16 protein-coding genes, 1 tRNA gene and 1 rRNA gene are annotated in these 23,419 nt (G+C 42.4%); 9 read left to right on the top strand and 9 right to left on the bottom strand.

Annotation, left to right across the window (positions count from 1 at the left end):
- Window positions 1–42: 42 nt before the first annotated feature.
- The 6 genes from Q4591_RS09255 to Q4591_RS09230 form a co-directional block, all read right to left on the bottom strand.
- On the bottom strand, window positions 43–2,277 hold the full coding sequence (locus Q4591_RS09255; protein ID WP_102439694.1) for a PAS domain-containing protein: 2,235 nt from the start codon (window positions 2,275–2,277) through the stop codon (window positions 43–45).
- 168 nt (window positions 2,278–2,445) lie between these two features.
- Entirely contained in the window at window positions 2,446–3,087 is a 642-nt protein-coding gene (locus tag Q4591_RS09250; protein WP_241904103.1) for a TatD family nuclease-associated radical SAM protein, read from the bottom strand.
- A 175-nt stretch (window positions 3,088–3,262) separates the two neighbouring features.
- Entirely contained in the window at window positions 3,263–6,403 is a 3,141-nt protein-coding gene (locus tag Q4591_RS09245) for an efflux RND transporter permease subunit (RefSeq protein ID WP_102439725.1), read from the bottom strand.
- Between the two features lie 38 nt (window positions 6,404–6,441).
- The gene (locus tag Q4591_RS09240) at window positions 6,442–7,656 is read right to left on the bottom strand and encodes an efflux RND transporter periplasmic adaptor subunit (RefSeq protein WP_102439693.1); all 1,215 of its coding nucleotides are present in this window, start codon (window positions 7,654–7,656) and stop codon (window positions 6,442–6,444) included.
- A 255-nt stretch (window positions 7,657–7,911) separates the two neighbouring features.
- Window positions 7,912–9,144, bottom strand: a complete 1,233-nt coding sequence (gene srmB / locus Q4591_RS09235) for an ATP-dependent RNA helicase SrmB (RefSeq protein WP_102476937.1) — start codon at window positions 9,142–9,144, stop codon at window positions 7,912–7,914.
- An 81-nt stretch (window positions 9,145–9,225) separates the two neighbouring features.
- On the bottom strand, window positions 9,226–9,975 hold the full coding sequence (locus Q4591_RS09230; protein ID WP_303460678.1) for a tRNA1(Val) (adenine(37)-N6)-methyltransferase: 750 nt from the start codon (window positions 9,973–9,975) through the stop codon (window positions 9,226–9,228).
- Window positions 9,976–10,423: 448 nt separating this feature from the next.
- Between Q4591_RS09230 and brnQ the strand changes: the two genes are divergently transcribed.
- The 4 genes from brnQ (at window position 10,424) to recJ (ending at window position 15,506) form a co-directional block, all read left to right on the top strand.
- Window positions 10,424–11,767, top strand: a complete 1,344-nt coding sequence (brnQ, locus tag Q4591_RS09225) for a branched-chain amino acid transport system II carrier protein (protein ID WP_303412070.1) — start codon at window positions 10,424–10,426, stop codon at window positions 11,765–11,767.
- 85 nt (window positions 11,768–11,852) lie between these two features.
- Entirely contained in the window at window positions 11,853–12,755 is a 903-nt protein-coding gene (gene xerD, locus Q4591_RS09220) for a site-specific tyrosine recombinase XerD (protein ID WP_102439689.1), read from the top strand.
- A 141-nt stretch (window positions 12,756–12,896) separates the two neighbouring features.
- Window positions 12,897–13,625, top strand: coding sequence for a bifunctional protein-disulfide isomerase/oxidoreductase DsbC (gene dsbC, locus Q4591_RS09215; protein ID WP_102439688.1), 729 nt, complete (start codon window positions 12,897–12,899; stop codon window positions 13,623–13,625).
- 156 nt (window positions 13,626–13,781) lie between these two features.
- Window positions 13,782–15,506, top strand: coding sequence for a single-stranded-DNA-specific exonuclease RecJ (gene recJ, locus Q4591_RS09210; protein ID WP_303460676.1), 1,725 nt, complete (start codon window positions 13,782–13,784; stop codon window positions 15,504–15,506).
- Window positions 15,507–15,786: 280 nt separating this feature from the next.
- Here recJ and Q4591_RS09205 read toward each other — a convergent pair.
- Window positions 15,787–15,862: transfer RNA gene (locus Q4591_RS09205), tRNA-Phe, on the bottom strand.
- A 182-nt stretch (window positions 15,863–16,044) separates the two neighbouring features.
- Complete coding sequence (locus Q4591_RS09200; protein ID WP_102439686.1) at window positions 16,045–16,809, bottom strand: outer membrane protein assembly factor BamD; 765 nt, start codon at window positions 16,807–16,809, stop codon at window positions 16,045–16,047.
- Window positions 16,810–16,934: 125 nt separating this feature from the next.
- Here Q4591_RS09200 and rluD point away from each other — a divergent pair, with 125 nt between their 5' ends.
- The 4 genes from rluD to Q4591_RS09180 all read left to right on the top strand — a co-directional run bounded on the left by rluD (window position 16,935) and on the right by Q4591_RS09180 (window position 21,969).
- Window positions 16,935–17,909: a 23S rRNA pseudouridine(1911/1915/1917) synthase RluD gene (gene rluD, locus Q4591_RS09195; RefSeq protein WP_076540848.1), complete on the top strand. Its 975-nt coding sequence runs from the start codon at window positions 16,935–16,937 to the stop codon at window positions 17,907–17,909.
- Between the two features lie 38 nt (window positions 17,910–17,947).
- The gene (pgeF, locus tag Q4591_RS09190; RefSeq protein WP_102439685.1) at window positions 17,948–18,682 is read left to right on the top strand and encodes a peptidoglycan editing factor PgeF; all 735 of its coding nucleotides are present in this window, start codon (window positions 17,948–17,950) and stop codon (window positions 18,680–18,682) included.
- A gap of 144 nt (window positions 18,683–18,826) precedes the next feature.
- Window positions 18,827–21,400: an ATP-dependent chaperone ClpB gene (gene clpB / locus Q4591_RS09185; RefSeq protein WP_102519101.1), complete on the top strand. Its 2,574-nt coding sequence runs from the start codon at window positions 18,827–18,829 to the stop codon at window positions 21,398–21,400.
- Between the two features lie 260 nt (window positions 21,401–21,660).
- The gene (locus Q4591_RS09180; RefSeq protein WP_102439683.1) at window positions 21,661–21,969 is read left to right on the top strand and encodes a hypothetical protein; all 309 of its coding nucleotides are present in this window, start codon (window positions 21,661–21,663) and stop codon (window positions 21,967–21,969) included.
- Between the two features lie 96 nt (window positions 21,970–22,065).
- Here Q4591_RS09180 and Q4591_RS09175 read toward each other — a convergent pair whose 3' ends face one another.
- Window positions 22,066–22,509 (bottom strand): DUF4124 domain-containing protein, encoded by a 444-nt coding sequence (locus Q4591_RS09175; RefSeq protein WP_102439682.1) that lies wholly within the window; start codon window positions 22,507–22,509, stop codon window positions 22,066–22,068.
- Between the two features lie 740 nt (window positions 22,510–23,249).
- On the opposite strand from Q4591_RS09175, the gene Q4591_RS09170 reads away from it, so the two are divergent.
- Window positions 23,250–23,419 (top strand): 16S ribosomal RNA (locus Q4591_RS09170); the annotation flags it as partial.

The following is a 23,419-nucleotide window of genomic DNA, read 5'->3' as shown; positions in this document are numbered from 1 at the left end:
AATTAGACTTTAGCTGTAGTGATGATATAAGGCTGGCTATGATTAGCGAGCCTTACGGGTAAAGGCTTGGCAAATATTTTGGTTACCGGTTTGCTTTGCACGCCTTAATGCTACCTCTGCATTACTGAGATAATGTTCAAAAGACTGCTGCTCTAGATACCCAGAAATACCGATATTAATCCCTTCATTTAATTCATTTTGCTCCAATCTATCCATAATGCTCATGGCGTATTTGTGTGCTTGAACGGAATCACTTAGTGGCAGCAATATCACCAAAGAGCCTAGACGCCAATGGGCGATTTGAAAGCCTGTGGGTAAATCGATGAGTAACTGCATTTCAATGTCTTTTTGGCGTTGCTCTAAATGGTCTATATCACTGATGTGACTTATGAGCCCCTCAGGGTTAATGTCCATGATCAATAAGCAGGTTTGTTCACGGCTAGACTCTGTTAGGGTATTAAAATGTAGTTCTAATTCTGAAAGCTGCAATACCATTGAACTCAGTGGCGTTTGTTGATTAGGTAATTGTTTTAGCGCTGTTTGCGGCAATAGATTTTCAAAAGTACAGATAAAATACTCGTGTTCACCGTCGACAGAATGCTCCGAGCGAATATTGGCTTTTAAGCTAGTGGCAAAAGGGGTTTCACTGCTGGCGATTACTTGGCCCTTCCATTTCCCTTGCAAGCTGATGCGGCTATTGATATCGGCCCATTGTTTGGTGATGTCTTTACCTAACAGGCTTAAGATATTGACATTGCTGTCAGCAGCGAGGGCCATTAAGTTTTTAAATTTAAGGTTATATTTGAGTAATTGACCGCTGGAATCCGTTAATGCCGTGGCTACCGCGCTCTCAGATAATAACTGGTAACGGTATGCTTGATGCTTTGCTTGGGTAAGTTCGGTGATGTTTTCAAAGGTCACCAGCCAGTATTGCTCACTGTGTTTATTTTTATAGCTGGGCTGACAACATAGTGAAATAGTGCAGTTGTCATTATTTAAATTGACCACCTGCTTCCAAGTGACATTGTCACGCATGGCTTCAGTGAGCTGTTTATATTGCTCATCTTCTAATGACAATACGCGCTGTAAACTGCGCTCAAACAGTGATTCAATACTGGTTGATAGGGTATTAGCTGCTTGTAAATTGGCTTTGATGATGCGACCGCTAGTATTCACTATTAAGCAATTTTGATTACTGTTAAATAATACGCTGGCTAAATTAATACTATTGCTATTGGCGGTGCTTTCTAAATAGAAGCGATGCTTTAACACCAATAAACTGGAGGCTAACGCGGTAATGATCAAAGAGAAGCAAATTAACATATAGCGCCAGTGATCAAACTTTGCAGCGATATCCTCATGGCGAATATAAGACAGTAGATAGTATTCTCTTACCTCTGCATCTTGAGGTGCTACTTCAACCTTTAAAAACACAAAAGTGCCACTGTCAGTATGAAATTGACCAAAATGGGTGTTGGCCATGTGTTGCCATAATTCTGGGTATGACTGAATAATACTGCTGCCCAATGTATTAGGTAGTCTTTTCATGGGAAACTGCTGATTACCGCCCGCATAGAGCACGCCTTTAGAGCCAATAAGCAGTAATGGCGAGTTATGGTTAAAAAATGCCGGTTTGATGGATTCGAGTATTTCAGAAACCGAGTTGTAGGTCACTAAGTAACCGCGAATACTTTGGTCGTTATTTTCAATCCATGCCAACTGGTAAACATAAGGGGTTAACTTGCCATTTATTGGTACAAATTGAATATTGGAGTAGTAAGTGTCATTGCCTCCCATTGTATTGGAAGCTTCTAGAATAAATTCAGGGATAGTGACGTTACTAAAAGCATCTGTTGAGCTTATGCGTGGATTACCTTGGGGATCAAACAGGGTTAAACCTAATAACTCAGGAATATTGTTAAGCAATATGTCCCAGTTTTCTTCTAGCTTATGACGTTGCGCCTCAGATGGATTGGCTAAATATTGTTTCACAAGCTCTGCTTTCGCGAAAGCTTGGGTGCGAAATTGAAGGAAGTTAATTTTATCCGATGCGAGGGTGCCTACTGTTTGTATTTCACTATAACGCTTATCTGCCCAATCTTCTTGTAGGCGCCTTTCGCCTAACTTAAGCAGTAGCACAGTCAAAATGACAATACTTAACAGCATAACCAATAATTGACTAGACAGCGCTAATACATGTTGTCGCGCCCATTGAATATCTTGGGTGGAGATTAAAACAGACTTTGAGACGTTTTTATTAGTATATCTCTTAAACATTCACTTACTTATTTTTAACAGTCCCGGTAAGTGAATGTTAGCACGAATGCCCCATAAGGTTGACCTTAGAGACTGAGTTTTTCAGTAATTTTTTGTTCAAAGGTAAAAGTTACCATAGGGGCAAGTGGAGCCAATAATAAAGCTTAATCCAGAAGCCTCTTGGTTTAGTTAGCCAACAATATCCAGTTGACGACATTTAAAGGTTGCGCCTCGTTGCTCAACTAATATTTTACAACGGGCAATATCAACCCCTTCAAGGCCATTGATTGCCGACACCTGTACATCACTTATAAAAGTGGGCGCCATTTCGATAAAGCTGAGTACAGCAGCAAATGCGTGTTTCAATTTGGGCTGACAATGCTGAATATACAGGGCTTCAGTATCGGCATTGAGCGATATTGACAAGCTATCAATACAAGATGCTAACTCAGGTAATATATTGCGCCGATGGAAAAGGTTAGCTAAGCCATCGGTATTTAAACGCACTTTCGCACCTGATTTTTTAAGCTGCGTAGCGACCACTAATAAGGTCTCAAGGTTTAAGGTTGGCTCGCCATAACCGCAAAAAACATACTCATCAAAGTCAGCAGCATTGCCTAATAAAGGAATAATATCGTCAGGCTTCACTTGCCTATCAAGAGATAATTCATATTGATGAACTTGTTTTGAGCCATTATGTTTGGGGCAAAACTGGCATCTTAAGGTGCAGCGACCAGTAATATTAAGGTAGCGACTGCCGCGAATATCATAGACTAAGGTGTTGGCTGCGGTATCATTTGTCGCCGTTGCTGTGGTATTCGTTTTTGACATTGTGGTTTCAGGCTTCATCTGAATATCATTATTGCAGTGTGATTAAATGATATTAACCTAAGCCAATATTGATATCTGTTTGTGAGTTCGCATTATTGGCTAAAGCGCCAATTTCATGAGCTTTAGGCATAAAAAAGGGAGCTAAGCTCCCTTGTTAATGTACTTGGACTAGGCGCTAATAATAAGCTTCATCGTCTTCTTTTTTCGGCTGCCACCACCAGTTAAATATCCGCCGCGTTAACTGCTTCACATCATCTAAAATGATGTACAGTACAGGCACTAAAATCAGCGTTACTACAGTGGAAAACAAAATACCAAAGGCTAATGATGTTGCCATCGGAATGACGATTTTAGCTTGCAGGCTTTTTTCTAACAAAATAGGTACTAAGCCAACAAAGGTCGTCATTGAGGTTAAGATTATTGCTCTGAAGCGATAACAGCCCGAGTCGATGGCTGACTCCATTAACGAGAAGCCTTTGCGGCGGGCGCGGTTAACAAAGTCCACCAAAATCAGTGAGTCATTGACCACAACCCCAGCCAAGGCAACAATGCCACAAAGGCTTAATACACTCATGGATATCCCAAGAATGAAGTGACCCACCAAAGCGCCAATCATGCCAAATGGGATCACCGACATAATGATTAATGGCTGGCTATATGACTTTAATGGAATCGCCATCAAAGCATATATGGTAAACATGGCAAAAAAGAACCCTTGCAAAAGGCCCAGCATGGCATCTTGTTCATCTTGACTGCCACCATCTAATGCGGCGTTGACCTCTTTGTAGCGCTCAGTCAATTGCGGTATAAATTCTTCTTGGATTTCACCAACCACTTTTGATGGCTCAACGGTGTTTTTGTTCACATTAGCGCTAATGGTAATCGCTCGGCGACCATCAACACGAGTAATTGATGCAAAGGATTCACCTAGCTCAATATCTGCCACCGTTGAAAAAGGCACAGCAACACCTTGTGGGGTGCGAATTAACATGTTTTCAAGGTGACCAATGGTGCGGCGCTGCTCTAATGGGTAGCGCACCATCACTTTGATCTCTTCTTTGTTACGAAGAATTCGCTGGGCTTCATAACCATAAAAGCCATAACGCACCTGACGGGCTAGATCTGACAGGGTTAACCCTAGTGCTTCGGCTTCTGGGCGAATGTTGAGTCTGATCTCTTGGCTACCAGATGAAAAGTTATCCGAGATATCGAACACACCTTCATAGGTGGCAAGTTTGGCTTTTAACTCTTTTGAGGCTTGGGCTAGTTGCTCTAAGTTACTTGAGGTTAATCTAAACGAAATATCGCCGCCGGCATCATTGGTACTGGCAGAAATATTAAGCTTTTTCACTGATAATAATTCAGGTAGCTGTTTACGCCACTCTTCAGCTATTGTGACACCGTCAATTTCACGATCTTCACCTTTTGACAGCTCAGCAAAGATAAACCCAGAGCTACTGGAATTTATCGCGATAAAGCTGTGCTTTAACACGTCAGAGCCAGTCTCTTCGACAAACTTTTCATTCATGGCGTACAGCGCTTCTTCAACTTGCTGTACCACATATAAGGTATTGAGCTCGGAGCTGCCTTCTTCCATCTCAAGGTTGACTTGAATAAAGTCCGACGGAATATCAGGGAAAAATACCCAACGAACTTTGCCACTGGCAACCAGTGCGATAGATAAAATCAGTACCCCGACAAACACCGCCACAACGTTGTAGCGATTTTTAATACAAGTACCTAAAAAGTTGCGATAATTGTTGTGAATAAAGTATTGCAGCTTCTCATTAATCCACAGTTTAAATTTTGAGAATATGTTAGTTGGCGGGCGCTTTTTCTTCACTTTCATATGAGCTAAATGCGCCGGTAAAATCAATTTTGATTCGATAAGTGAAAACGCTAACGCTAGGATCACCACCATACCGATGGACTTCCAAATTATCCCCATAGGTCCTGACACCATGATCATCGGTATAAAGGCGGCAATTGTGGTGAGTACGCCGAAGGTTGCGGGCATGGCGACCTTTTGCACCCCTTTAATGACATTCTCTAAGGAGTGACCGTTGTTTTCTACTTCTGTGTAGGCACTTTCGCCGATGACAATGGCGTCATCCACCACGATCCCCAACACCAGAATAAAGGCGAATAGGGTTAACATGTTGATTGACATGTTAAAGGGCTCTAATGGCATCAATAATAAAGTGCCAAGAAAACACACGGGTAAGCCGACCATAACCCAAAATGCCAGTTTCAAGTCGAGAAACAAGGCTAAGATCATAAACACCAATAATGCACCATAAAACATGTTTGATAACATCATGTTTAAGCGGCCTTCAAGGTAATGGGTTAAATCTCCCCAGGTATCTAGCTCGACATTGGCGGGTAGGGTGGTTTTCTTATCGGCGATATAGCTTTTAACTTGCTCTGAAATCGTCAGCGCGTTTTGATCGTCAATGCTGGTGATTTCAATAATCGCGGCAGGTTTACCATTAAAGCGGGTGTATTCAATGCGCTCTTCGAAACCATCTTTAATGGTGGCAACATCGGGTAGCATGATACGGCTGCCATCTGGGCGGGTGGAAACCACAATGTTGGCAAAGTCGGCTCCAGTATAGGCCTGGCCTTTAGTGCGCAGCAAGATATCACCATCTTGGGCTCTAATTGAGCCACCGGGTAAATCTATCGAAGAGTTTTGTACCGCTTGTGCGACTTGAGTGAAGGTTATTTCATATTCACGCAGCTTATCTTCTGATAACTCAATGCCTATTTCATAATCTAGCACGCCATTAACTTGGGCACGTGTGACAGCAGGTAAATCGGTAATATCATCACGGATGCTTTTAGCCATTTCTTTCATCTCATGGAGACTTAAGTCGCCATAGACAGAGACCCAGATGACATTGTTTTCAGGTTTTATTTGGAAAATATTCGGCTTTTCTATGTTGTCAGGAAAGGTTGAAATCGCATCGATACGCAGCTTAGCCTCATCTAAAACTTGCTGAACATCATAACCGTCTTCAACCTCAATGGTGACTGTTCCTACGCTATCACTGGCAACTGAGGTGACCTTGGTAATACCATTAATATCTTGAATGGCCTCTTCGATTTTAATATTAATCCCTTCCTCAATCTCTTGAGGTGCAGCGCCAGGGTAGGCTACTGAGATCGTCAGCAAATTAAGTTCAAAGCTAGGGAAAACTTCCTTATTAATTAATTTGGCGCTGAATAAACCACCAATGAGCAGGGCTGCCATAAGTAAGTTAGCGGCAACACTATTGCGAGCAAACCAAGCAATAATGCCTTTGTTGTAATCGATATCGTTATCGGAGGCTGAGTTTGAATTAGTGTTATCCATTACAGATCACCTGCTATGGTTATTTCATCACTGTTTTCTGCTGGCGCTTCTAGTTCCTCATCTGGCGCGTCAGCTTCTTCACCTAACAATTTCACTTTCTGGCCTGAGGTCATATTATTGATATCGGTGATCGATACGCGCTCACCACTTTTCAGGCTACCCTTAATATAGACATGTTCAATATCGGTGCGCACGATATTAACTGGGCGTATTTCAATGGTATTGTCGTCTTTAACAATGGCAACTTGATTGTCTCTTACCACATAGCGGGGTAGCTTCACTATGCCATCGACAGTGCGACCAGTGATAACGGCAGTCACAAAGCTGCCATATTTAAGTGGGAGTTCATTTTCGCCGCGCTGTTGTCTTAGGTAAGGATCTTTAACTTCTGCGACTAAGTAAACCATACGGTTTTGCTCATCAATGACGTTTTCACTGCGGACAATATTACCTTGCCAAGTAAATGAATTACCCGCCAAAGAAGCGCTTAAAGTGACTGAGGTATCAGGGTTATCCACCGACTCTAAGTAAGCTAAATCATTGTTGCTTAACGGTAAGCGAACTTCAGCAATGCTGATATCGTATAGCTCACCTAAATTTGTCCCTAAAGAGACATATTGGCCTAAATCGACGTTACGCGCTTTAATGAGGCCATCAAATGGGGCTCTTATCACTGTGCGCTCTAAATTTCGCTGAGCACGGGCAAGTGCGGCTTTAGCGTATTTGACATTGGCTTGTTCTTTTTTCAGTTGCGGTATACGCAGGCCTAACTCTGGCGGTAGGCCATCATCAAAATCTTTAAATTCAATTTTAGCGACTTCACCACGGGCGACTTCTTCATTAAGCGCTGCATAGGCTTGGGCAAGGCTAGCTTCTGCTTGGATAAAATCAGCTTCATAATCTGAAGGTTCAATTTGTGCTAAAGCTTGACCTTGTTTGACTATACCGCCGGCGACAAAACTTGGATCTAGGCTAACTAAACGGCCTTGTACTTCGGTGACTAACTGGGTTTTGTATTTAGGGCTGACAACACCATACGAAGGCAGATTTAACGAGACTGTTTGTAGCTCGACGTCAATGACATCAACAATAGCAATTTTAGCTTGTTCTTGTTTTTGCTCAGGAGCTTCTTTGGTACTTAGCAGCACAAAAGCTAAGCCTGCGAAAATGATCAGGATAAATAAAGGCGATAGGATTCTTAAGATTCGTTTCATTGGTAACTGTATCCATACAAAATATTACATCAGAGAGTAACTCTATTTTTTTCATGACTTTTAGAGTCTTATACCCGCTAAATTAGCAGAGTTCGTCAGCGAGCTAAAGCGATAGATGTAAATTAAATGTTTCATAAGATTTTTTCATCTTTATTTAGGGTTTTACACTATAAAACTGATTTTTAGATAAAAAAAAGCCCTGATGCATTATATTGATTCAGGGCTTAAACAGTTTTTTAATCGCGAGAGAAAGGCTTACTTTTTCTTTTTCGCTTTTGCTTTTTTAGATTTTTTCTTCGCAGCGATTTTCACTTTGTCTTTTTTCTTGCCAGGCACTTTCGCTTCTTTGTGCGTTGGTCGTAAACCGTCGATGTAACGACGTTTTAGTGGCTGCTCAATATAGCGCTCAATTTTATTAACGATGCGCATATCATGGGCTTCAATTAATGAAATTGCCGTGCCTTTCGCGCCTGCGCGTGCAGTACGTCCAATACGGTGAACATAGGCGTCGGCTGAGCGAGGCATATCAAAGTTAATCACGTGGGTGATACCTTCAATATCAATACCACGGGCTGCAACATCGGTTGCCAGCAAGATATTGACTTCGCCTTTACTGAATTTACTTAAGGCTTGGAAGCGCTTTTTCTGCTCCATATCACCACGTAAGAAAGCGCAAGGAATTCCGGCTTTAAGCAGCTGGCCTTCAAGGCTTGCTACAATTTCACGGGTTTTTACGAATACGATAGTGCGCTTAACTGACTCTTGCTGAAGAATGTTGCATAGCAAGGCAAATTTATGGGCTTGATTATCGGCAAGGTGAGCCCATTGGTGAATTTTGGCTTTTTCACTGCGAGGTGAGTCAACGTCAATCGTGACCGGGTCATTCAATAGCACTTGCGCGAAGCGCGATACACCGCTGCCTTCAAGGGTGGCAGAAAATAACATATTCTGCTTACGGCCTTGGGCCTCAATGGCGATAGTTTCTACCACTGACGAGAATCCCATATCTAACATACGGTCAGCTTCATCAATGATCAGGATTTCAACTTCTGTTGCTTCAAACTGGCCTTTATCAAGATATTCAACTAGGCGACCGGGAGTGGCAATCAATAAATCGACATTGTCTTCAAGTTGTTCTTCTTGGGGGCCGTATGGCACACCACCGGTGATAATACCAATATCGAGATCTAAATCGGTGGCAAGGTGGCAAGCGTAACGATGAATTTGGCTAGCAAGCTCACGTGTTGGGGTTAGGACTAACACACGGGCTTGACCATTGAATCGTCTTGGGAAATCAATCAAGTGTTGTAATGCCGGCAGCAAAAAGCTGGCCGTTTTACCGGTACCTGTTGGCGCTTTAGCTAAAATATCCCGTTGTTCCATCGCCATTGGCAATGTTTGTTGTTGAACTGTGGTCGGGCTCAAATGTCCCATGGCCTTTAATGAATCTAAAAGCATTGGATCTAGGTCAAAATCTTCAAATAGCATGCGCTGTAGGTCTCACTGATTGATAGCCGAGCATTATAACCTAAGAAGCGCAACTCAGCGAGAGCGATATCTATACAAAGCTTAAAGTTTTAGATAGAACTCACGACAAAGGGCGATCATTTGCTGACTATATTGACCGCTGGGATCGCTTATCACCAAACTTGAGTGCTCAGTGCTTTCAATCTTTGCTTGATGCTTAAGCTCAAGCAGTAATCGTCTTGGTGGCTTTTTGCTAACCGTTGAAACGCTGACGCGCTTAGATATGGCCAAAGAGGTTTGTGTTAATGCGCCGGTAAAGCGCGTTTCACTTTCAATTGGAAGAATCAAGCTCGCCGCGCCATGTGGCGCCAATAATAACTCAATATGTTTCAGTAACTCGCTAAAGCTTAAGCTATCGGTATGTCTCGCGGTTGCTCGCTGCTGCTGCTTTGATTGCGGCCCATTATCAAAGTAGGGCGGGTTACAAATGATGCTATCAAATAATGGGCTTAGCTTAGCTTTATACTGAACTAAGTGCTGGGCACTAAAGTCTTGTATTGCCCCATGGTGAAACTCAATCATCTCAGCCCAAGGGCAATTGGCGATATTGTGTAAACAATCTTGAGCGGCTAAATCATCGAGCTCAACAGCGACAATTTTAATCGCTGAGCTTGCTTGTTGATGGGCTCGCTGGGCTGCCATCAAGGTCAGTAATCCACTACCTGCACCGATATCCAAAATCGTTCGGCTATGTTCGATATTAGCCCAAGCGCCTAACATCACCCCATCTGTACTGACGGGCATACCGCAGCGGCTATCATCAATATGAAATTGTTTGAAACTAAAAGGCATAGGACTATAGATTGAGAAATGGCCGATTATGGTAACTGTTTTTGCAATTTTTCCCAAACGGATAGTAGGTTGATTTATTGTTGCTAATATACTGACAGCTTCGGTGCTTGTGTTGTTATTGTAGCGCTAATGTTTGGCTGTTTTTAAGCTTGTTTTCAGATGATGGTTGTTTTTGCTTTATGCGGGTTTTGCGCTTGTGTATCTAAGTGCTATTTGCTATTAGTTCCTACCCGTTTGAGTACATTATTGCGGTTTAAATGGGAAAAATGAAATCAGCTTCACAAATCGGCATAGGTATTACGAAAATACGCTGAATTTATCAGCAATATTGCAGTGATTTTAGTGAGCTCAAGTGTAATTTAAAGTTTACAGGTTTGTCGGGAGGTTAGATTAGCGATAGCTAATTGGTGACTATTCCCTTAAGTTTGTAAAAAAACAAAACAACAAGATGGGGCAATGTGTGCAAAACAATAATATGAGTATTGGCGATACGATAGGCTTAGGCTTTATGACGTTCGCATTTTTCTTAGGTGCTGGTAACCTAATTTTTCCACCGTTTGCAGGTATGTTAGCTGGTGAGAACATGACACTAGCAATGTTAGGCTTTCTTATTACTGCCGTGGGTTTACCCCTTGCTGGACTTATTGCGATTGCAAAAGCAAATGGTAAGGTCATGGCGATGTTACCGGCATTTGCGGCAACTGCTTTAGCGATTTCTATCTATATTATTATCGGCCCAGCCTTTGCTGCTCCGCGTACAGGCTTGGTGGCTTTTGAAATTGGTGCTCGTCCATTTTTAGATAATGCCGATGCAATCATCCAACTTGGTGCACTGTCACTTAATAAAGCACAATTGTTTTATACCATTGGCTTTTTTGCCATTGCGATGTTGTTGTCGTTATTCCCAGGTAAATTATTAGACAGCGTTGGTAAAGTATTAACCCCTATTCTTATTTTCCTATTAGTCGGTTTAGCATTATCTGTGATCATTACCCCTAGCGCTGCAATTCAAGCTGCAAGCGGTGATTACATTAATAGTCCACTTTCTAAAGGTATTTTAGAGGGGTACAACACTATGGATACGCTAGCATCATTGATTTTCGGTATGTTAATCATTGATATTTTGCGTAAAAAAGGCATCACTGATTCAAAAGCGCAAACTCGCTATTTAGTACGCGCTGCTATCATTGCTGCATCGGGTTTAGCTTTTGTTTATGTGTCATTATTCTATTTAGGCGCTACCGCTGGTGATATTGCTTTGGGCGCTGAAAATGGTGGCCAAATTCTAACAAACTATGTGACTCATGAGTTTGGCACTATGGGGACTATCTTATTAGCAACGGTAGTGAGCATTGCCTGTTTAACAACTGCAGTTGGGTTAATTACCGCCTGTTCAGAGTTTTTCAATGAGCTATTGCCTAAGATCTCATACAAAGCGTTTGTGATTTTCTTCAGTTTGGTTTGTGCCACGGTTGCCAATGTGGGCTTAACGCAGTTAATTAACATCAGTATTCCTGTGTTAATGACTATTTACCCAGTGGCAATTGCATTGGTAGCGATTACTTTCTTAACTGAGCGTTTCCCTCGTCCTGAATTTTCACATCGTTTAGTGTTATCTGTTGCTTTGTTCTTTGGTATTTTTGATGGTCTTCAAGTTGCTGGCGTAGATACAAGTTTCCTAAGCTTTATGCCACTTCATGCTGAAGGCATGGCATGGTTATTACCAGTAGGGCTTGCGATTATTGCTTGTTTATTTGTTCCTGCCAAGGATCAAGCTTTAGCTGCAAGCTAGGTAACCTTTGTCAAACTAAGCTAACTTTAGTTACACTAACGGCGTTATTTCATCTTGAAATAACGCCGTTTTTTTAGGAATTCATGTGACAGATAAGTATCAAGCCGATCCCATTATCGATGCATTTTTAGATGACCTTTGGTCTACGAAAGGACTTAGTGACAATACACTGGCTTCCTATCGTACTGATCTACGCCATTTTGAACGTTTTGTGCTAACGAAAAAACGCCAGTTGATTAATGTCGATCAGTTGCTGATCCGCGATTACTTAGCCTTTCGAGTGGAACAAAATTTTGCAAAAAGCAGTACTGCGCGGTTATTGAGTAGCTTGCGGCGTTTGTATGGTTATTTGTTGGTTAATGAGCAGATAGCTGTTGATCCCACCGCGCTGGTTGAGTCCCCTCAATTAGTTAGGCAATTACCCGAGGCACTCAGTGAAGCCCAAATAAACAGCTTACTGGATGAGCCCAATGTTGATGATCCGCTAGAGTGCCGAGATAAAGCCATGTTGGAGTTACTTTATGCCACTGGGCTGCGGGTAACCGAACTGGTTAGCTTAACCCTTGAGCAAATAAGCTTACGCCAAGGCTTAGTGAGAATTGTCGGTAAGGGCGGTAAAGAGCGCTTAGTTCCCTTAGGTGAGTTAGCGGTGACAGAAGTAGATCAATACCTTGTTGCGGCAAGAGCTGAGCTACTGGGTAATAAGCAAAGTGATGTACTGTTTCCATCAAAGCGCGGTCAAATGATGACAAGGCAGACCTTTTGGCACCGAATTAAGCTATATGCGTTACGGGCAGGAATACACAGCCATTTGTCGCCCCACACTTTGCGCCATGCTTTTGCGACCCATTTATTAAATCACGGCGCAGACTTACGGGTAGTGCAGTTGCTACTGGGCCACAGTGATTTATCGACTACGCAAATTTACACCCATGTAGCTAAAGCGAGGCTGCAACAGTTGCATAGTGAGCACCATCCAAGAGGTTAGTGCAAAATGAATGTTTATTATTGCTTACACAAAATGAGCGCTGTGTAGTTGCTTTCATGAAATATTGTCTGTAACTTTTGCGCTGATGAGCGGGTCTATATAGTGAGTAGACTAATACAGATTGACCAAATAGGATTTTAAATGAAGTTAACCAAAGCATTCTCTTTAGCGATAACGCTTGCAGTAGCCCCGTTATTACATGCCGCTTCTGCCTCTGATATCCCTAATGAAGCAGAACTCAAAAAACAAGTTTCAGATACCTTAGGTGTGAATGTTTTGAGCATTGAGGCATCGCCAATTGATGGTCTTTATCAAGCGCTTACTGACCGTGGTCTGCTATATGTGTCTCCAGATGGCAGTAAGTTACTTCACGGTAATATGTATGATTTACAAAAGGGCATGAAAAACTTAACCGAGGCAGCACTAGCAGGCCCTCGCATTGATATGCTAAAACCTTTTGAAAAGGATATGTTGGTTTATAAAGCCAAAAATGAAAAACATGTGGTGACTATTTTTACCGATGTTGATTGTGGCTATTGTCGTAAGTTGCATCAGCAAATGGATGGCTATAACGATTTAGGAATTACCGTAAGATATTTAGCTTATCCTCGTGCGGGTATTCCGTCAGCGAATGCCGATGAAATGGAAGCTGTGTGGTGTGCTAAAGATCCACTACAAGCGATGACCGATGCCAAAACTGGTCGTAATGTAAAAGCGGCAAAATGTGATGCTAATATCGAAGGTCAATACCGCTTAGGTGGCTCATTTGGTATTAACGGTACCCCAGCAATTGTGTTAGAAAATGGCGTATTAGTACCAGGCTATCAACCGCCTGAAGCATTATTAAATACCATTAAAACCAATCTTTAATCTACAGTGAGTTAACGGATTTAGCCGCTAAAGCGCGTTAAAAGACGTTAATTTATAACAAAAGGTGAGCCCAAAGCTCGCCTTTTTTGTTATGGTAAATTTAGTTTCAATGATTCATTCCCACTTCATAATTCGATATTTTCTTAAGGTGTTTTTGTGGCCCATAAAATTGTTCGCCGACCTCTAGTAGACGATAGTCATTTACCAGCTAGTATTCCTGCTATTTTAAAGCAATTGTATGCCCGTCGAGGCGTCGACCTTTTGGGCTGTGAACTGAGTCTTTCAAAGCTATTACGCCCAGATTCTATGATGGGCTTGGCTGAAGCTGCGCGTATTATTGCCGATGCTATTATGGCGAAAAAGTCCATTTTGATTGTGGGCGACTTTGACGCAGATGGCGCTACCTCAACCAGTGTGTGTTTGTTGGCATTACGGATGATGGGTGCTCAGCATGTGGATTATCTTATTCCTAATCGATTTGATTATGGCTATGGCTTAAGCCCAGAAATTGTAGCTGTGGCGCAGTCAAAAGGCGCTGAGGTATTAATTACCGTAGATAATGGTATTTCATCCATAGAAGGCGTAGCAGCGGCTAAAGCGCTGGGGATGACCGTAGTGGTGACAGATCACCATCTACCGGGTAAATCATTGCCCATAGCCGATGCCATTGTTAATCCAAATCAAGCTGGCTGTGAGTTTGCCAGTAAATCTATTGCAGGTGTGGGCGTGGCATTTTATTTGATGTCTGTACTGCGCAGTGAATTACGCGCCCGCGATTGGTATCAGCTTAATCAATTAGCCGAGCCGAACTTAGGCAGTTTATTGGACATTGTTGCACTGGGGACTGTGGCTGATGTGGTTTCCCTTGATAGTAATAACCGCATTTTAGTGCAAGCTGGCTTACAAAGAGTACGTAGTGGTCGCTGCCGTGTTGGGATCACAGCTCTGCTTGAAGTCGCTAAGCGAAACCCGCAGCGCATTGTCGCATCAGATTTTGGTTTTGCAGTAGGCCCAAGACTTAATGCCGCAGGACGCTTAGATGAAATGGCCTTAGGGGTCGAAACCCTACTTTGTGAAGATATGATGCTCGCCAGACGCATGGCAGGTGAGCTTGATGGTCTGAATGCTGAGCGCCGCGAATTAGAAACCGGTATGCAGCAAGAAGCCCTAAAAAGCTTACAAAAACTCAGCTTGGATGAAACTAAATTACCTTGGGGATTAGCCATTTTTCAAGAAGATTGGCATCAGGGCGTGATTGGTATTTTAGCATCACGCATTAAAGATAAATATCATCGCCCCGTGATTGCTTTTGCCGATGCAGGTAACGGTGAGATTAAAGGCTCCGCTCGCTCGATTAAGGGCTTACACATGCGTGACTTATTGGAGCTAATTAATAGCCGTCACCCTGGGATGATCCTTAAGTTTGGCGGACATGCGATGGCAGCAGGACTATCGCTAAAAGCTGATGCCTTTAGCGAGTTTGAACAAGCCTATGACAAAGCGGTGCGCGAGATATTAAAACCTGAGCAGCTTACCGGTGAGATTTTATCTGATGGTGAATTGCCAGTCGCGCTGATGAACCTCGATACTGCCTATTTGTTAAGAGATGCAGGCCCATGGGGGCAAGCATTTGAAGAGCCATTATTTGATGGTTATTTCAGTGTCATTCAACAGCGCATTGTCGGTGAAAAGCACCTAAAGCTGGTGTTAGAGTCTCAGTGTGGCGCTGTAATGATGGATGCGATTGCATTTAATGTTGATTTAACCACTTGGCCTGATGCAAGCATAAAACATGCTCGTGTGGCTTATAAACTGGATGTGAATGAGTTTAGAGGTAATCAAACCGTACAAATGCTGGTGGATTACATTGAGCCAGCTTAATGGGTATTGTCTGTGAGGTTAACTTAAGCCAAGGGTGACTTTGTGTTAGTTAGCTGCGGCGCTAATAAGTTGCGCTTTAATGAGCTGGTATTACTCAGGTGTGCTTGCTCAAGAGGCTAGTACAAGGAGCTAGTAAATGAGTCAGAGTACTGACTCAAAGTCGTTAAGGCGCTTTATTGATACAATGGTTACCGCATGAATGATAAATGACAGAAACAAAAAAGCCTCGCATTGCGAGGCTTTTTTGTTATTTGGTCGCGTTAGCCACCAAATCTAAATATGGTGCCCGAACCCGGAATCGAACCAGGGACACGAGGATTTTCAATCCTCTGCTCTACCGACTGAGCTATTCGGGCGACGGGATGCAATTTAAGGTTTTAAGCCGTTTGAGTCAACCGTTTTTTTAGCATTTAAGCTGAAAATGTGTCAACTGCATATCTTTTGTACCTTTTGTGATGTTTTATTCTACATGGCGTATAAATAAAAAATGCCTTCAAATTGAAGGCATTCTAGCGTTGTTAAGCAGTAAGGCTAAACATTAGTTACTGACTAACTCATTATTCGGGAAATTCGCCGCCATCACGGTTACCACGTTTTGCTTTAGCTGCTCTTGACCTAATTCTTCGTAAGCCTGAGCCATGATTTCAAGGGCATGTTCAGTTGATGGTGTTCCTGGGAATTGCTCCATCACAGTTTGTGCTCTTACCGCTGCAGCGCTCCAAGCGCCCATTTTAATATAATACTCAGCTACTTTGATTGAGTATTTTGCTAAACGGTTTTTTAGGTATTGCATACGATGTTGTGCATCTGCTGCATACTTACTATCTGGGTAGCTTTTGATTAAACGATCAAAATCTTTAAAAGCATCTTGGGCATTTTTAGGATCGCGATCGGTGCGGTCAATATTCATCATATCGTGAAAAAGATAATTATCAGCCTGCATATTAGTCAAACCACGCATATAATAGACATAATCAATATCTGGATGGGTTGGGTTTAAGCGTAAAAAGCGGTCAATGTTAGCAATACCTGATGCGACATCATCCATCTTATAATAGGCAAAAATCATGTCCAATTGGACTTGAGTTTTGTGGGGGCCGAACGGGTAACGCGAGTCTAACGCTTCTAGGGTTCTAACGGCTTTTGAGTAGTTCCCAAGTTCCATTGAGGTTCGTGCCTGAGCATAAAGTGCTTCTGGCGACTTGTTACTGACAACTTCTTCTTCAAAACCTTTAGAGGTGCTACAAGCCGTTAAAGTCAATGAAAACAATACTAGGGCGGCGCCTTTGGCAAAATTATGCATATGTAAATTCAATTCTTTTATAAGTTATTGTTAAGAATTTTTCCATTTCACTGTAAAATAGAAAACAATCCGATTGTAACAGATAGTTCATTCACTTTGGACCCCAAAAAAGGGGTACGGTTCCTATGACACAAGAGATTAATCTAAAAAGCGAAATCACAGCAAGTCAAACGGGTCTAAGATTAGACCAAGCTTTGGCTGAATTGTTCCCTGATTATTCCCGTACACGCATCAAAGAATGGATTTTATCTGGTGCAGTTTCAGTTGATGATACTGTCGTCGATATACCTCGTGAGAAGGTACTAGAGTCGCAGTTAATTGCTGTAGAAGCAACGCTTGAAGAAGAAGTTAAAGATAAAGCGCAGAAAATCCCACTAGATATCGTCTACGAAGATGACCATATTTTAGTGGTAAACAAGCAAGCGGGCTTGGTTGTGCATCCTGGTGCAGGTAATGCTGATGGCACATTATTAAATGCGTTATTACATCATTGTCCTGAAATCGAACATGTACCACGTGCTGGTATTGTGCATCGTTTAGATAAAGACACCACAGGTTTAATGGTGGTGGCTAAAACGGTTGAAGCACAAACTCACCTTGTTGCGGCGCTTCAAGCCCGTGATATCGTGCGTGAATACGAAGCAATTGTGATTGGTACTATGACAGCTGGTGGCACGGTTGATGAACCTATTGAACGCCATGAAACTCGTCGTACTCAAATGGCAGTGATTATGGGGGGCCGTCCTTCAGTCACTCATTATCGCGTTGCTGAAAAATTTAGAGCCCATACTCGTTTAAGACTGCGTCTTGAAACAGGTCGTACTCACCAAATTCGTGTTCATATGGCTTATATTGGCCACGTGCTAGTTGGTGATCCTGTTTATGGTGGTCGTCCACGTCCGCCTAAAAAAGCAAGCAAAGCGTTTTTTGAACTTTTAAAAGGCTTTGAGCGTCAGGCGTTACATGCGGTGCGTTTGGAGCTTGCACATCCGTTTACCCAAGAAATTATGACTTGGCATGCTCCTATCCCTGAGGATATGAAGATGCTAACCAAAGCATTGCGCGAAGACACAGAACTAAATCCAATAGAATACCTATAGGCGTTAGTCTTGCGTAAGCAATGGCATAAGGATTGATTGTGTTTAAAGCCAGTTGGCCATTACCTGATAATGTTGCTATCGCCATGACAAATCGTCATGGCGGTGTCAGCAAACCACCTTATGACAGCCTGAATTTAGGCTTGCATGTGGGGGATGTTGTAGCAGATGTCATGGCCAATCGGGCTTTATTACAAACAGCGCATTCAATCCAGTCGCCACTTGTTTGGCTTGAGCAAGTGCATGGCACTGACATCATTGATTGCTCTAGACTGACGACAGCTGATATTGCATCTCCTCTCATTGGCGATGGTAGTTATACCAACTCCCCCAATACTGCACTGGCGATTATGACCGCAGATTGCCTTCCTGTATTACTGTGTAATAATGCGGGCACTGAAGTTGCTGCAGTCCATGCCGGCTGGCGTGGCTTATGTGATGGCATAATTGAAGCCGCAGTTAGCAAATTTTCCTCTCCTACGACTGAACTCATCGCCTATTTAGGTCCTGCAATTGGCCCTGGTGCGTTTGAAGTTGGCGCAGAAGTACTTCAATATTTTACCGAAAAGCATCCTCAAGCGACTGACTACTTTAAACCGCAAGCTGAAAAGTATTTAGCAGATTTAGCGGGCTTAGCTCAAATGAGACTGGCGTTATTAGGTATTCCCCAAATATATTGCGCTAATCGCTGCACTTTTAGCGATAGTGATTACTTTTCTTATCGCCGCGAACAACAAACTGGCCGCATGGCGTCGCTTATCTGGCTTAAGTCCTAATCTGTTTTTTAGATTTGATCTACATCATTTAACCTAACGGTTTATTTTTAAATTCGCCTCATTAGATTGAAAAATCCATAAACACCCCCATATTTTACTTATCAAAAACATTCCCGTTTTTAAATTAATTGTTTAGGAGGCCGTATGAGACTCGATCGTATGACCAATAAGTTTCAAATCGCCATTTCAGATGCACAGTCACTGGCGTTAGGACGAGATCATCAGTTTATTGAACCTATTCATTTGATGATGGCTTTGTTAAATCAAGATTCAGGTTCAATTCACCCATTACTGACCCAAGCGGGCATTAATGTCAGTGCGCTGCGTTCGTCAATTAGCCAAGAGCTGGAACGAGTATCGCAAGTGCAAGGCACCGGTGGTGATGTTCAGTTGTCACAAACCCTGATCCGCTTGCTGAACTTATGCGATAAATTAGCCCAAAAGCGAAAAGACAAATACATTTCGTCAGAGTTGTTTGTATTAGCGGCGTTAGAAGGCAATGACCCGTTAGCTAAAAGCCTTAAAGCGGCGGGTGCCACCAAAGAAGTCTTGGAGTCGACCATAGATCAAATCCGTGGCGGACAAAATGTCGATGATCCCAATGCCGAAGATCAACGCCAAGCGCTAAAGAAATTTACCGTCGATCTTACTGAGCGAGCAGAGCAAGGTAAATTAGATCCGGTTATTGGCCGCGACGAAGAAATTCGCCGTACCATCCAAGTACTGCAGCGCCGTAGTAAAAACAATCCAGTATTGATTGGTGAGCCCGGTGTGGGTAAAACTGCCATCGTTGAAGGCTTAGCTCAACGGATTGTCAATGGCGAAGTACCTGAAGGCATTAAAAACAAACGGGTACTTTCCCTTGATATGGGCTCGTTAATTGCGGGCGCAAAATATCGCGGTGAATTTGAAGAGCGCCTCAAAGCAGTATTAAGTGAGTTAGCCCAAGAAGAAGGCCAAGTCATCCTGTTTATCGATGAGCTGCACACTATGGTTGGTGCAGGTAAAGGCGAAGGGGCGATGGATGCAGGTAATATGCTTAAACCCGCTCTTGCTCGAGGCGATTTACATTGTGTTGGCGCTACCACGCTTGATGAATACCGTCAGTATATTGAAAAGGATGCCGCACTTGAGCGTCGTTTCCAAAAAGTGCTGGTTGATGAGCCAAGTGTGATAGATACCATTGCGATATTACGGGGTTTAAAAGAACGCTATGAGCTGCATCACCATGTGGAAATTACCGATCCTGCTATTGTAGCCGCAGCCACTATGTCACACCGCTATGTCTCTGACAGAAAGTTACCTGATAAAGCTATCGATTTGATTGATGAAGCAGCCTCAAGTATCCGTATGCAAATTGACTCAAAGCCAGAGTCATTAGATAGGTTAGAGCGTCGCGCAATTCAACTTAAGCTAGAAGAACAAGCACTAGCGAAAGAAGAAGATGAAGCCAGTCGCAAACGTCTGAGTGATTTACAGGCTGAGCTTGCTCAAGTTGAAATTAAAGCCAACGAGCTAAACGAAATTTGGCGCACTGAAAAAGCCGCATTGGCTGGCACTCAACATATTAAAGCCGATTTAGAACAATCGCGCATGGATATGGACGTGGCGAGAAGGGCAGGCGATTTAACGCGAATGTCTGAACTGCAATATGGCCGTATTCCTGAACTTGAAAAGCAATTAGATTTAGCTTCTCAGGCTGAAATGCAAGACATGACCTTATTACGCAATAAAGTCACCGATATTGAAATTGCAGAAGTGTTGTCAAAAGCCACCGGTATACCAGTGAGTAAAATGCTCGAAGGTGAGCGTGACAAGTTATTGCAAATGGAAGACGCACTACATCAAAGAGTGATTGGTCAAAATGAAGCGATAGAAGCGGTATCAAATGCGATTCGTAGAAGCCGCGCAGGTCTAGCTGATCCAAACCGCCCTATAGGTTCTTTCCTCTTTTTAGGCCCAACTGGTGTGGGTAAAACCGAACTATGTAAATCATTAGCGACATTCCTATTTGATACTGAATCCTCCATGGTGCGTATCGATATGTCAGAGTTTATGGAAAAGCATACCGTGTCACGGCTGGTGGGTGCGCCTCCTGGTTATGTCGGCTATGAAGAGGGCGGTTACTTAACAGAAGCCGTTCGTCGTAAGCCTTATTCTGTCATCTTGCTCGATGAAGTTGAAAAAGCCCATCCTGATGTATTCAATATCTTACTGCAAGTATTGGACGATGGTAGATTAACTGACGGCCAAGGCCGAACGGTCGACTTTAGAAATACCGTTATTATCATGACCTCAAATTTAGGCTCTGACATTATCCAGCAAGGTTTTGAAACCCAAAACTATGCTCAGATGAAGGCATCGGTAATGGAAGTCGTTACCCAAAGCTTTAGGCCTGAGTTTTTAAACCGTATCGATGAAACTGTGGTGTTCCATCCACTATCAGCTGAACATATTGCCTATATCGCAGAAATCCAGTTAGAGAACTTAAAAGCGCGCTTAGCAGAAAAAGACTTTAGCTTAACGATCTCTAAAGCTGCACTGGCATTAATTGCTGAAGCAGGATTTGATCCTATATATGGAGCAAGACCACTCAAGCGTGCCTTGCAGCAGGAAGTTGAAAACCCATTAGCTAATCACTTACTAAAAGGTGATTTACTACCAGGTAAAGCAATCAACGTAGATGTGAAAGATGGTTTGCTAACATTTAGCCAATAATCTACTTCGTCATTAATCAACTTAGTGCATGGCTAATCAATTGAGTGAAGCAATTAAAGGGGCATAGTAGTTAACTATGCCCCTTTTGTGTTTTTGGCGAGGTGAGACTGATCAATAGAAACTATCCAAAATAAATAACCCTTTTGACGAATTCGTAAACCCAGTGTCGGCAAGCTATCTTGCGAGTATCAAATTTATAAACTAGCTTGAAAGTAGACTGTTTAACTCAACCACTGTGATTTTAGTCAAAAGGATATAGCATGAATAAATTAGTTGTAATAAGTAGCGCACTCATAGCAATAGCCCTAACAGGCTGTAGCTCTGCCCCCCAAACCAATGGCGAAATCCCAGTTATTAAGGTTGGTAATGTTGATTACGACAGTATTTATCATTATGGCTATAACCGTGGCTGTCAAAGTGCACTATTGCAAAGCACATCAAGTGAATCACTCGACGGAATGAAAGATAAAACCTTAAATGGGATAAATGCATTTGAAAAAGGTTGGCGCTCAGGTACCCAAACCTGTAATGGTGGCGAGTTTAAATCAATGTACACTGTTGGCAATTAATCATGCCCAATCGACAAAACTTATAGCAAAAGGGGCCAATAGGCCCCTTAATATCACAATGTCATGCTATTGCTTAATATTGTAGCTAATACAATATTACTGGCAAAACAGTTTTATTCTTTCTTCATTGGTTTCAATTTGAGCAAGTCTCTCTTCTTCGGTTACCTGTACGGCTTCACCGGTGGTGGGATCTTTGCGGTGTAATCGTTGATAAGTATTTAATACATTTAGGCTGTGTTTAGCGCTTTCACAAATAGACGCTGCTTGTTCAGCATCTCTAGCCTTAATGGTTTCGGCATTCTTTTCTGCATCCGATGGTTTATTTGCACTTGATGATGCATTAGCAATAACAGGTAAGTAACCCACTTGTGCAGGCTCAATGTCTTCACTATAGAGTTTTTCAGAATTAACTTCATTCGGTGGCTGTTGACTATAATGCTTTACCCCTTTCTCATCGACCCAAGAATAAATCACGGTAGCATTGGCAACTTGTATCAAACTACAACAGCCTATTAAACACAATAAACGTAAACTAAGCATATATATTCCTAAATGGTGTATACCAACTTTCCTTATTAAAAATAAAATAGGCGATTTGAACCTTAAAACCAATAGTTATTATCGAGTTTATTGAAGACTTAGTTCCAATACTTGAGCTATTAAAGGTAAACAAGCAGCCTAGAATTGGCAGTCAACAACAAAATAGGGTGGTTTTAGGTGATAAAAACCACGAATTGTTTAGCTTTTGCGCATTCAGTTTGTGTTGCAGATAAAAAATGCCAAAAGCCCTTGCGCTAAATCTTAACTTGCCTATAATGCGCATCCACTGACACGGCGACAGGCCAATAGCCTCAAGGTGTTAGCGTTAATTAAGCTGCTTTTAAAGCGTCATAATTAACCGGTTGAAAAGCATTTTAAATTAATTTTTAAAATGACTTGACGCCAACAACGGGAGGTGTAGAATACGCATCCCTAAGCCAACGACCTAGCGTCAAATGGCTGCTGATATGAAAGATTATTTCTTGCATAATTAGCAACGCTCTTTAACAAATCAAACAAGAAATCTGTGTGGACACTCACAGGTGTTGAGTTAATCGAAATTGCTCATTCTTTCTCGTAAAGAGTGAAGCAATCAAAATTATTATCAATGTAACGATGAGTGTTCATAGCAATATGTAACAAACGTTTTAGAGATTCTTCCGAGTCTTTAAATCGAAATCAGAATTCATTGAGCCGAAACGAAGCTTTTATTTATAAGAGTGGTTGTTTCAACAAAACTTTAATTGAAGAGTTTGATCATGGCTCAGATTGAACGCTGGCGGCAGGCCTAACACATGCAAGTCGAGCGGTAACAGGAATTAGCTTGCTAATTTGCTGACGAGCGGCGGACGGGTGAGTAATGCCTAGGGATCTGCCCAGTCGAGGGGGATAACAGTTGGAAACGACTGCT

The sequence above is a fragment of the Shewanella sp. 3_MG-2023 genome (assembly GCF_030548765.1).
Taxonomy (GTDB): Bacteria; Pseudomonadota; Gammaproteobacteria; order Enterobacterales; family Shewanellaceae; genus Shewanella.
The sequence above is the reverse complement of the archived record's forward strand: the minus strand, read 5'-3'. Positions and strand labels throughout refer to the sequence as shown.

Excerpts from the sequence above, each read along its gene's own strand:
- Q4591_RS09255 (WP_102439694.1), bottom strand. The coding sequence starts at position 2,277 with ATGTTTAAGAGATATACTAATAAAAACGTCTCAAAGTCTGTTTTAATC.
- Q4591_RS09250 (WP_241904103.1), bottom strand. The coding sequence starts at position 3,087 with ATGTCAAAAACGAATACCACAGCAACGGCGACAAATGATACCGCAGCC.
- Q4591_RS09240 (WP_102439693.1), bottom strand. The coding sequence starts at position 7,656 with ATGAAACGAATCTTAAGAATCCTATCGCCTTTATTTATCCTGATCATT.
- srmB (WP_102476937.1), bottom strand. The coding sequence starts at position 9,144 with ATGCTATTTGAAGATTTTGACCTAGATCCAATGCTTTTAGATTCATTA.
- Q4591_RS09230 (WP_303460678.1), bottom strand. The coding sequence starts at position 9,975 with ATGCCTTTTAGTTTCAAACAATTTCATATTGATGATAGCCGCTGCGGT.
- brnQ (WP_303412070.1), top strand. The coding sequence starts at position 10,424 with ATGGGGCAATGTGTGCAAAACAATAATATGAGTATTGGCGATACGATA.
- dsbC (WP_102439688.1), top strand. The coding sequence starts at position 12,897 with ATGAAGTTAACCAAAGCATTCTCTTTAGCGATAACGCTTGCAGTAGCC.
- Q4591_RS09200 (WP_102439686.1), bottom strand. The coding sequence starts at position 16,809 with ATGCATAATTTTGCCAAAGGCGCCGCCCTAGTATTGTTTTCATTGACT.
- rluD (WP_076540848.1), top strand. The coding sequence starts at position 16,935 with ATGACACAAGAGATTAATCTAAAAAGCGAAATCACAGCAAGTCAAACG.
- clpB (WP_102519101.1), top strand. The coding sequence starts at position 18,827 with ATGAGACTCGATCGTATGACCAATAAGTTTCAAATCGCCATTTCAGAT.
- Q4591_RS09180 (WP_102439683.1), top strand. The coding sequence starts at position 21,661 with ATGAATAAATTAGTTGTAATAAGTAGCGCACTCATAGCAATAGCCCTA.
- Q4591_RS09175 (WP_102439682.1), bottom strand. The coding sequence starts at position 22,509 with ATGCTTAGTTTACGTTTATTGTGTTTAATAGGCTGTTGTAGTTTGATA.